General features: G+C 47.2%; 11 protein-coding genes and 1 tRNA gene. 10 read left to right on the top strand and 2 right to left on the bottom strand.

The window, feature by feature from the left end; genetic code table 11:
• Positions 1-850 (top strand): TerC/Alx family metal homeostasis membrane protein (locus SGI98_00060; GenBank protein MDZ4741795.1); only part of this gene is annotated, 850 nt, incomplete at its 5' end.
• A gap of 60 nt (positions 851-910) precedes the next feature.
• Here the strand turns inward: SGI98_00060 and SGI98_00055 are convergent.
• Entirely contained in the window at positions 911-1570 is a 660-nt protein-coding gene (locus SGI98_00055; protein MDZ4741794.1) for a DedA family protein, read from the bottom strand.
• A gap of 80 nt (positions 1571-1650) precedes the next feature.
• Between SGI98_00055 and SGI98_00050 the strand changes: the two genes are divergently transcribed.
• From SGI98_00050 to hisD, 8 genes are all read left to right on the top strand, one after another.
• The gene (locus tag SGI98_00050) at positions 1651-2319 is read left to right on the top strand and encodes an exopolysaccharide biosynthesis protein (protein ID MDZ4741793.1); all 669 of its coding nucleotides are present in this window, start codon (positions 1651-1653) and stop codon (positions 2317-2319) included.
• A 70-nt stretch (positions 2320-2389) separates the two neighbouring features.
• On the top strand, positions 2390-3529 hold the full coding sequence (gene tgt, locus SGI98_00045; GenBank protein MDZ4741792.1) for a tRNA guanosine(34) transglycosylase Tgt: 1140 nt from the start codon (positions 2390-2392) through the stop codon (positions 3527-3529).
• A gap of 5 nt (positions 3530-3534) precedes the next feature.
• Entirely contained in the window at positions 3535-3906 is a 372-nt protein-coding gene (gene yajC, locus SGI98_00040) for a preprotein translocase subunit YajC (GenBank protein MDZ4741791.1), read from the top strand.
• A gap of 23 nt (positions 3907-3929) precedes the next feature.
• Positions 3930-6224, top strand: a complete 2295-nt coding sequence (gene secD / locus SGI98_00035; GenBank protein MDZ4741790.1) for a protein translocase subunit SecD — start codon at positions 3930-3932, stop codon at positions 6222-6224.
• Between the two features lie 124 nt (positions 6225-6348).
• Positions 6349-7029 (top strand): imidazoleglycerol-phosphate dehydratase HisB, encoded by a 681-nt coding sequence (gene hisB / locus SGI98_00030; protein ID MDZ4741789.1) that lies wholly within the window; start codon positions 6349-6351, stop codon positions 7027-7029.
• Positions 7030-7039: 10 nt separating this feature from the next.
• On the top strand, positions 7040-7654 hold the full coding sequence (hisH, locus tag SGI98_00025; GenBank protein MDZ4741788.1) for an imidazole glycerol phosphate synthase subunit HisH: 615 nt from the start codon (positions 7040-7042) through the stop codon (positions 7652-7654).
• Positions 7655-8388: 734 nt separating this feature from the next.
• A complete protein-coding gene (locus SGI98_00020; protein ID MDZ4741787.1) occupies positions 8389-8649 on the top strand; it encodes a DUF1854 domain-containing protein in 261 nt (86 codons plus the stop codon).
• Positions 8650-8736: 87 nt separating this feature from the next.
• The gene (hisD, locus tag SGI98_00015; protein ID MDZ4741786.1) at positions 8737-10023 is read left to right on the top strand and encodes a histidinol dehydrogenase; all 1287 of its coding nucleotides are present in this window, start codon (positions 8737-8739) and stop codon (positions 10021-10023) included.
• Here hisD and SGI98_00010 read toward each other — a convergent pair.
• Positions 10020-10412, bottom strand: coding sequence for a response regulator (locus tag SGI98_00010; protein ID MDZ4741785.1), 393 nt, complete (start codon positions 10410-10412; stop codon positions 10020-10022). The genes hisD and SGI98_00010 overlap by 4 nt on opposite strands.
• 201 nt (positions 10413-10613) lie before the next feature.
• Between SGI98_00010 and SGI98_00005 the strand changes: the two genes are divergently transcribed.
• Positions 10614-10688, top strand: a tRNA-Val gene (locus tag SGI98_00005).
• The last annotated feature ends 421 nt before the right edge of the window (positions 10689-11109 follow it).

Genomic DNA, 11109 nt, shown 5'->3' with positions numbered 1-11109 from the left:
GGCTATCCAGTATTTGACCGGTTATGTGGTCGAGAAGTCACTGGCGATGGATAATATTTTTGTGATTGCCATGATTTTTGGTTATTTTGCCATTCCGGCCAAATACCAGCACCGGGTTCTTTTCTGGGGCATTATCGGGGCACTCATCATGAGAGGCGCGATGATTGGAATCGGGGGAGAGTTAATAATGGCTTACCAATGGATTCTCATCATCTTCGGGGCATTCCTCATTTTGACTGCCATTAAGATGGCTTTGATCCAAAGCCATAGTGATCCATCACAGAACCCGATTGTAAAGCTTGTTAAAAAACTTTATCCCGTACGGCCCTTTTACGAGGGGCAGAAATTTTTCACCCGCCGCACGATGGCCCCGACATATTCCATCGATCCAGCCAGTGGAAAAGAAGTCATGGATCCGGCACCATCCGGTTCGCTAAGTGTCAAAAGTGCAATGACACCCCTTTTTCTGGCCTTGATCATGGTTGAAATTACGGACTTGGTTTTTGCCGTAGACTCGATCCCGGCTATCTTTGCCATTACCCCGGACCCTTTTATTGTATTTACCAGTAATATCTTTGCGATCCTAGGCTTGCGCGCCTTGTATTTCTGTTTGGCTGCATTGATCGGGAAATTCCGTTTTCTAAAACCGGCTTTGATCCTTATCTTGGGTTTTGTCGGGGTGAAACTAATGCTTTTAAGTCTACCCCCGTATTTGGATGTTTTAGGACTGGCTGCGCGCAAATCGATTAAAATTGATCCACTTGTCTCGCTCACAGTGGTCTTGGGGATTCTTGCGGCGGCGACAATCTTATCAGTGCTTTTCCCAGACAAAAGTAAAGAGGCACACTAAAATCAGGTGCCCGACATTTGGGCACAGGCTGATTCTTTCAGATGTCCTCGTGGCGGATACTTATTTTTTCTGTGAAAGCTTGGCTCTCAAAATCTCGATAACAGCAGGTAGGATCGAGAGGAAAATGATGGCGAGGATAACGACCTCAAAGTTCTTTTTCACAATCTCCATCTGTCCAAAGAAATACCCAGCATAACTCAGGAGGACAACCCAGATCACGGCCCCGACCACGTTGTAGGCGGCGAATTTTGTATAACTCATCTTCCCGATACCGGCCACAAAAGGGGCGAAGGTGCGGATGATGGGAATAAAACGGGCGATGATAATGGTTTTCCCCCCGTATTTTTCGTAGAAGGCATGGGTTTTATCTATGTAATCTTTCCTGAAGAAGAATGACTTTTCTTTGTTGAAAATTTTCGGTCCGATAAAATATCCAATCGCGTAATTAACCGCATCGCCGAGGATAGCCGCAATAATGAGGAGGAGGATCATCCAGTTAATATTGAGCCCGCCACCATTTTCATGGCCGATGGAGGCGAGGTAGCCGGCTGCAAAAAGGAGGGAGTCTCCCGGGAGGAAAGGGGTGACGACCAGACCAGTCTCACAGAAGACGATGAGAAAAAGAATCGCATACGTCCAAAGCCCATATTGTTGGACCAAAACCTCAAGATGTTTGTCCAAGTGTAAAAAGATATCGAGAAATTCTTTGATGTATTCCATAATATTATGCAACTCCTAGAGATAATCCTTTATTAATAGTCAGGACTTATATAGATGGAAGTCTCGGCAAATCAATATTTATGATCCATATTATCCCTGATCGCGATATCGCGGACACAGAAAAGATAAAGTTATCAGTGCAAGTAGCGCAGTTGGTGGAGCGTTTTGATCAAAAGGCAGTGTCACTGGGAGAGATTTTGGAAGTGATGCAGGGGAGGACTTACACCCTTTTACTCATCATCCTCAGCATTCCTTTCTGTGCACCATTCCCGATTCCGGGGTTATCATCGATTTTGGGAACGATTATCGCCATCATCGGGTTCCGCTTGAGTCTGGGGCAAAAGCCTTGGTTGCCAAAGCGTTTACTGGACGTGAAACTCCCTCATACCTTTTTCCCTCTTTTCTTGAAGACGACGGGGCATTTGATCAAGAAACTCGAATATCTCGCCCGCCCCCGATTATTATTTTTGTCAAAGAATAAATTTGTGGATTGTCTGAGCGGGGCGATGATTTGTGTCTGTGGGGCCTTATTAATGCTTCCGCTTCCGATTCCGCTGACGAATATTCTCCCGGCGGTCGTCATTCTTCTCCTGTCAATGGCCTTGCTGGAAGATGACGGTTATATGGTTGTTGCCGGAAGCATTCTTTTTTTGGTCAATCTTGTTTTCTTCGCGCTGATCGGGTACAGCGGGGCTCTCGTGATGAAATGGCTCGGTCAGATATTGACATACTTCAAGTCTTATTTTTGAAAGTCACAGGTCTCTGGTGTGACTTCTGTTTTGACGCGGGAGCGTCCTTTGGGCATAGTGCGCCCTTCACATGTTTGAATTGATTAAAAAGGATACTTCCTCAAAAGCCCGCTTGGGAAAATTACTCACGACCCACGGGGTCATCGAGACACCCATATTCATGCCGGTAGGCACCCAGGCGACCGTGAAGGCGGTGAGTCCACGGGAGCTCCATGAGCTCGGAGCACAAATTATCCTCGGGAATACTTATCACCTGATGATCCGTCCCGGAATGAAAATCATGAATCAATTTGGCGGGATCCACGGGTTTTCCTCCTGGACAGGGCCCGTGCTGACCGATAGCGGGGGATTCCAAGTATTTTCCTTGAGCAAATTGCGCAAGATCGAAAAACACGGGGTCCGTTTCCAGTCGCACGTGGACGGGACGGAGTTTTTCCTCGGACCAAAGGAAGCCATGGACATTCAATGGCAGCTCGGCGGTAATATAGCCATGGCCTTTGATGAATGTCCCCCTTATCCTTGTGATTTTGATTATGCGGCAAAGTCCTTGGACGTCACCCTCCGTTGGGCCAAGGAATGTAAGGAATACCATGACACCCTTTGCGTCAAAGAGCCCGGCAAACCAAAACGCCAAATGCTTTTCGGCATTGTCCAAGGTTCGGTTTACGCAGATTTGAGGAGGCGTTCTGCGGAAGAGCTTGTGAAGATGGATTTCGACGGGTATGCCGTGGGTGGGGTGAGTGTAGGCGAGACGGAAGTGGAAATGATGAAAGCTGTCGAGGAAAGTGAGCCATATTTACCCGAGGACAAAGCACGTTATGCGATGGGACTGGGGACTCCACCCCAGATTGTCGAGATGGTCGCACGGGGTGTGGACATGTTCGACTGCGTCCTCCCGACCCGTGTGGCACGTAATGGCACGGCCTTTACCCGGACAGGAACGCTTAATCTGAGGAATGCGATTTTTAAAGAGGATGCGGGTGCCATCGAGGAGGGCTGCCAGTGTTATGCCTGCCAAAATTTCAGCCGGGCTTACATCCGGCACTTGGTCAATGTCGAAGAAATCCTCGGTTTAAGGCTTGTCACTTTGCACAATTTGCATTTTTATTTGCAGCTCATGCGCGATATACGCACACAGATTGCATTCGGGACTTTTAACCAGTTCCGGGAGCAATTTGTCTCAGGATACAAAAAACACAAAGAGGTATAACTATTATGCAGCACTTATTTTTAGATATTTTTATCGCCATGGCATCCCCTGCACAGCCAGGGACAGAGTCAACAGAACCCGGATGGATGCAGTTTCTGCCTTTTGTCTTGATGTTCGTCATTTTCTATTTTCTTCTGATTCGTCCGCAGATGAAGAAACAAAAGATAGTCGATAATATGCAGAAAGGACTCAAGACTGGGGATAAAATTATCACGACAGGCGGTATTTATGCGACTGTTTCAAATGTGAAAGATGACATGATTACCGTTAAAATCGCCGATAATGTAAAAATCAATATTCAGCGTTCGGCAGTGGGAATCATCATGAATAAGGATAAAGACGCTTCAGAATCTGCTTCCCCCGATAACAAAGATTGATTTAGGAAAGAACCCTTAATTCTATGGTAAAAAGTCTCATCCTCCGTTTTGCGGTTATTATATTCGTTACAATTGTCGCCTTAGTCTATTTAGTTCCCCCTTTTGATAAAAAAGGCCCTGATGGGAAAATTATCGAGCATGGTAAATTGCGCTTGGGCTTGGATCTCAGTGGGGGATCCTCCTTCTTGATCGGTGTGGACACACAAGAAATGGACAGTTACCAGAAATCCACGGCCATGGATGAGGTGATCCGGATTATTAGAAAACGTATCGACCCTGATGGTATCTTGGAGCCGGTGATCCAAAAAGTCGGGGATGACCGTATCTTGGTTCAAATCCCGGGTATCTCAGACGAACAAAAAGTCTCCGCCCGCCAAAGCCTTGAAAGGGTAGCCAAACTGGAATTCCGCCTTGTACATCCGAAAAATGAAGAGATTTTTGAAGCCAAACAACAGGGGCGTGCGCTTCCAGCCGGATATGAAATTCTTTACGGGGACGAAATCGTCGCCAAACCAAACGAACCCGTTCATAAGGTGCAAAGACCTTACGTCGTCAAGCTACGTCCTGAGATGAGCGGTAAATACGTGACACGCGCCACCCATAGCTTTGACCAAGTGGGACAATCCGTGGTCGTCATTGAAATGAACGAGGATGGAACAAAGATTTTCGGGACTGTGACCGAGCAGAATATCGGTGAGAGACTGGCCATCATTATGGACGGTGAAGTCAAATCAGCCCCGGTGATCCGCTCGGCGATTTTAGGTGGACGTTGCGAAATCTCAGGCAGTTTCACCCCCCAAGAAGCGCAGGAACTCTCCAGTGTACTGGAAAATCCTTTAGAGAATCCCGTCAAAATCTTGGCTGAACGTAATGTCGGACCTTCCCTAGCTGCCGATTCCATCCAGCAGGGGATTCATGCCTCACTTTGGGCCACCATCGGGATTGTGCTCTTCATGCTGATTTATTATACCATCGGTGGATTGATCGCTGATGTCGCGCTGATTTTAAATTTGATCCTGTTGGTCGGGTTAATGGTGATTTTTGATGCCAGCATGACCCTGCCCGGGATTGCCGGTATCGTTTTGGTCCTGGGTATGGCAGTGGATGCAAATGTCCTGATCTTTGAAAGGATCAGGGAGGAGCTAGCCCACGGAAGGACCTTTAAGGCGGCGATTGCTGCGGGTTATGGACGGGCTTTTTGGACGATTGTGGATGCCCACGTGACCACCCTTTTGACTGCGGCGATCCTTATTATTTTTGGTACTGGGGCGATCAAGGGCTTCGGTGTTACATTGGCGATGGGATTGTGCGTCAGTTTATTCACAGCCCTTTTTGTCACACGGACGATTATTGATTTCCTGACGCACGTGGGTTGGCTCAAAAAGCTGCCGATGCTTCACCTGATCAAGAATAACTCAAATATCAATTTCCTCGGGGCTCAGAAATTCATGTTCCTGATTACAGTGGTAATTATAGGTGTCGGATTCGCCTGGGGTATCCACCGTGGCGACGATGTGTGGGGAATCGATTTCAAAGGCGGAGATACCATTGTATTAAAGGCAAAGAACGAAGTGCCCCTTAATAAAGTGCGTGATGTGCTAGAGCAAGCGGGAATCAAAGATACCACATCACAATATCAAAAAGACAATGTGTTAGGGGAGAATTTCCTCCAGGTCCGTACAAAGTTTGATGAAGGTCTCGATGCTGAAAAAACATTGATTCAATCTTTCCCCGACGCAGGGTTTACCACCTATAACCAAGAAAAAGTCGGGCCCATGGTGGGGCAAGAGATTTTATTGACAGGGCTCTTCTCTTGTATCATTGGTTTGCTGGGCATCCTCCTTTACATCACTATTCGTTTTGAATTCCCCTTTGCCTTGGGAACCGTGGTGGGCACTGCACACGATGTATTGATTACCTTGGCGGTATTCATGCTCTGTGGTTTTGAGTTCTCAGCTCCGATTATCGCGGCGATCCTGACGATCATCGGTTTCTCGGTGAATGATACGGTTGTTGTCTTTGACCGTGTCCGTGAGAATCTCAAGCTTTATCCTACGATGGACCTCAAGCAACTCATGAATATGTCGATTAACCAGACGATGAGCCGTACGATCCTCACATCGGGGACGACATTCTTGGCGACACTCGCCCTCTATATCTTCGGTAGCGGCCCCTTAAAGGATTTTGCTTTTACCTTCGGGATCGGGGTTATTGTCGGGACATTTTCTTCGATCTACATCTGTTCCCCAGTGGTACTGCTTTACGCCAAGTACACCAAGCAGAACCTCAGGGCTGTCATGGAAAAAGTCCGCGCTTAAGCTAGGGGAAACAAATTATATCAGGTTTTTAGGGCTTCCCCTTAGGTGCGGGGAAGCCTTTTTTTTGATCTTCGGGAACCCACTCTTGAGTTCCCCCGCGCAATTTGCTTTATTGTGAGGAACAATGGCTAAAACACAAATCAAGCGGGTAGCGACAGTAGAACGGAATACCTCCGAGACAGCGATCAAGGTCAAGCTCGACCTTGACGGTACAGGAAAATCAAAAGTTCATACGGGTATTGGTTTTTTTGATCATATGCTCGTGAGTTTCTCTAAACACTCGAAATGCGACCTAGAAATCAATTGCAAAGGTGATCTCCATATCGACGCCCATCACACGGTCGAGGACACCGGACTGGTCTTGGGCACAGCCTTCGAAATCGCCCTCGGCGACAAGAAGGGGTTAAAACGTTATGGCACGGGGTTCCACCCGAAGAATCCGCTTTTTGGTGAAGCGTATCTGCCCATGGATGAATGTTTGAGCCGTTGTGTCATCGATTTCTGCGGGCGCCCCTATCTGGTGATGCGTGGCATGGACCGTTATTCCCAGAAAAAAATTTCGGTTTCAGAAAAGAATCAAGATATGTCCAGTGCCTTCCGTTTCGGACTCGTAAAAGAATTCTTTTACGCCTTTTCATCGACAGCCCGGTGCAATTTGCACCTTCAGCTCTTATACGGGGAAGAACCCCATCATATTGTGGAATCACTTTTCAAGGCCTTTGCGCGGGCGGTCGATGAGGCTAAAATGAGGGATCCAAGGCTCAAAGGAGTCGTTCCGAGCACCAAAGGGACATTATCCAAATAACGGGAAACAAATGATTGCATTGATTGATTACGATATAGGTAATTTGCGCAGCGCCCGTCGAGCCCTCGAAAAAGTGGGAGCGGATGTGGTCATGGCGCGAACCGCCGAGGAGTTACTCCAGGCCGATGCGGCAGTGCTTCCGGGCGTGGGGGCATTTGGTGATTGTATGAGCAATTTGCGCGGACGCGGGCTTGAGGAGGCTGTGGTGACTTTTGCAAAGTCGGGTCGGCCATTCCTCGGGATTTGTGTCGGGCTCCAGATGCTCTTTGAGCGTGGCTTTGAAAACGGGGAGCATCGGGGGCTGGGATTAATCCCCGGTGATGTGAAATTACTCAATGTCATGGACATGAAAATTCCCCAAATCGGATGGAATACTATCGGGATTAAAAAAACCGGCTGCCCTATTCTGACAGGGATCCCCGACCAATCTTTCTTTTATTTTGTCCACTCTTATGCCGTTTTCCCCTCGGATGATCGTGTGGTGGCGGCTGAAACGGTTTACGGGCAGGATTACCCGTCGATTATCTGGAAGGATAATATCTTCGCGACACAATTTCATCCGGAGAAAAGCCAGAAAACCGGGCTTTTACTTTTAGAAAATTTCGTCAAATACGCCTCCAAATAGGCAGTCGGAATATGAAGTTAGCAAATAATCATCTTTACAACAAATTGTTCATAGATAGCTTTCTGCTGGACTGATATACGTAAAGAACAGGTCTTCATACAGGATTATCCGAGTAAGAGAAATCTCCCTCTCTACGGGAAAGCCGGATACGGAAACGTCCTCTGTCCCCGCTTTCAGAGCCGCTAGAACCTTCATTCTGATCCTATTAGATTTGAGAATTGTGGTCGTATGATTTCGGGGGGCATTAATAAATTAAAACAGTCATTTATGATCCGTTGTGTCGTAAGGGATTTTATCGGATGGATCAGGTCGCGTTTTGAGAATATTTAAGACAAATTGCTCCCTTCCAAAAAAGACTTCGCGGCCCCTGTGGAATCTGTGGATAAAAATCACTCATATATTCATCTTACAAATTGAGACTTTCGACTTTCTTCCTCTATCCTCACGGGACTGCGTTATATAGCCCAATGGTCGCCCCGACACCTTGGGTTTACTATGTCCCCTCCACGATCTTGCCCCGAAGGAGTTGAATCTTAGCCGAACGTGGGAAATCTGCACACACACATAGACACGGACACAATCCTTTCAGGGTAGATCGCCGGATTTAAATTCCCCAGAGTAGGTCGCGAGGGAAGGCTTCCTAACCCCGAGCTATATGATGGGAATCCTTTCAGGATAGGGGGAAAGAAAGTTCAGAGAAGGAAGGTAGAAGTGAGTATCTTGCCCTTCTGGCTTTGATCGATAAACAATATTTTGTTCCGCGTATTAAACGCATTTATCATATCAAAATGGAGCACGGGTATCTGGAGTTTGATGTCGAAACGGACAAGGGACCACGGCAATTCCTGATGAAATGGCAGGCGGAAAAAGGGACCGATTACGGTGAGACAGGCAAAATGTTGATCGATGCCAATGATAACCTTTATCTGGTGGAGAATTTAGCCTTCCTGACTGATTTTGAGCAGAAACTCTTCACCCGTTATATCTACTGGTAGGGGCAAGGTTATTCCCATTGTTATGAATGGGAGTGGACTTGGAAGAAGGGGGTTGATGTTCATGCCCAAGAAGGTATTCTCCGCAGCATGCGTTTAATTGATTACAGGCAAAAAAATTTCACCCAAGTCATCGACTCCATCTGTACACGGGAGCTTTATGACTACTCCATCGAGAAATCTGTCCAAGGGATACTTGATGAAGTCAGGAAAGACGGGGATAAAGCCCTGCTGAAATTCGCCCTGGCCTTTGATAAGTTTAAACTTAAATCCGCGGCGGGATTCCGAGTGGTTGGAGAGATCGATGAGAAACAAATTGCACCGGAATTAAAGAAAGCTTTGAAGGACGCCCTGAGGAATGTGAAACAATTTGCGGCGCACGGGCATCCTAAGGATTGGTGCTCGAAAAATAGTCATGGCGGGTTTGTCGGTGAGAAATTTTTCCCCTACGATCGCGTAGGCGTCTATATCCCGGGCGGGACCGCTCCTTTGGTGTCGACTTGTTTGATGACGATTACACTGGCAAAAGAAGCCGGGGTGAAAGAAATCGTCGTGTGCTCTCCGGCTGGACGTGATGGAAAACTGCATACAGCACTCCAGTATGCAGCGGAGCTCGCAGGTGCAACGGAGATTTATATGGTCGGTGGTGCCCAAGCCATCGCAGCAATGGCTTTCGGGACAAAAACAATCAAGCCCGTTCAAAAAATCGTGGGTCCGGGTAATGCCTATGTGACGACAGCAAAACGTCTGCTTTATGGATATGTGGACTTGGACATGGTGGCAGGCCCGAGTGAAGTGGTCATTTTATCCGACCGCTCAGCAGACCCGAAACATATCGCCATTGACCTCTTAGCCCAGATTGAACACGGTTCCGGCCATGAGCGGGCTTTTCTGGTGACCACCAGTAAATTAACCGCGTTGTGTGCCATGCTCGAGCTTTGTAAATTCTCCGAGAGTCATAGCCGCCGGGAATTCACCAAAAAAGCGATGAAGAAGAATGTTTATTTTATTGTCGTCCCTGACATGCAGGAGGGGATAACAATCGTCAACCGCTTGGCGCCCGAACATCTCGAGGTCCAGGCAAAGAATCCAAACGGGATCGCTTTAAAGATTACTCGGGCGGGTGCTATTTTTATCGGAAAATACACTCCTGAAGCTGTCGGGGATTATGTGGCTGGCCCCAGCCATGTGCTGCCTACGGGGGGATCGGCTGCGAGTTTTTCTGGGCTCACTGTTTCTGGGTTTTACCGGAGGACCAGCTTTGTCGAGTATAACAAAGAATCCCTCAGGAAATCGGCAGCATCCATTCAAGCCATCGCTATGGCTGAAGGACTGGAAGCCCATGCGGATTCGGCAAGGATACGACTCTCTAATTAAGGGCGTGAGACTTTAACGGCAAGCGGGGACTTTTCCACGTTGAGCTCGTTAATCGCACTCTCAAGGTCTTTGATTCGGAAAGGTTTTTCTAAAATATTATTAATGCCGAGTTTTTTAAGTTTCTGGCTATTTTCTTCATTGAGATAAGCGCTCATGACGATCACCGGGATGGTGGGGTCGAGTTTGCGAAGGTTTTCAACTAAAGTAATACCATCTACTTCCGGCATTTTAATGTCAGTGACAAGCAGATCGATAGATTTATGTTTTTCCTGAATAATCTGAAGGGCGATTCCGCCGTGCTCTGCCTCAAGTACAGCGTAACCCAAGTCGCGAAGGACATGGGAAAAAAGTCTGAGTGTCTCTATATTATCTTCAACAAGGAGAATCATATTGTTCCTAGTCTAAAAAACATTAAGGATATTTTTAATACCAACTTAATTTATTTATTTACTATAGCTACCGATTTTCAAGAGTCAATATATGATAATAGTATAAATTAGGGGGTAAAATATTACCTATTGACCCAATGATTTTCGCATCTCATCAAAGACTTGCATTATCCACAGGGAAATGAATAATCTCTCCTCTCCGGTCGGTTAGCTTAGTGGTAGAGCGCCTGCTTCACACGCAGGAGGTCACTGGTTCGAACCCAGTACCGACCACCACTTACTCCCCCCCCCACATCCCCCCTTTTCCAGTGTGGATCAAATTTTCACCACTAAGGGAAAGCCTGTCGAGCGAGTGTGTAAGGAGACCTAGGCCCATTGCCATCTGTGGAGCAATTTGCTCCTCGCAACTGCAGGGACAATCTTCCGATTGTCCGTGCTGGGACTTGCCAAGCTGTCAGGCGAGAAAATTATATCACAGCGGGGATTTTTATCCACAGATACAGGCAGTCTTCGGAAAGACACTCTCAGAAGTTTTTAACCGCAGATTAACGCAGATTGACACAGATTTCCTCTGACTGTATAGCGGGCAGATGATCAAAAGACGATTCGCTAGGGACTGTTATTTGCTTTTCATTAATTCTGCCGCCTTTTTCTCGACGAGACTGATGGCTTTGCCGCGGGCGGTCATGGCTTCATT

The sequence above is a fragment of the Verrucomicrobiota bacterium genome (assembly GCA_034440155.1).
GTDB lineage: Bacteria > Verrucomicrobiota > Verrucomicrobiia > JAWXBN01 > JAWXBN01 > JAWXBN01.
The sequence above is the reverse complement of the archived record's forward strand: the minus strand, read 5'-3'. Positions and strand labels throughout refer to the sequence as shown.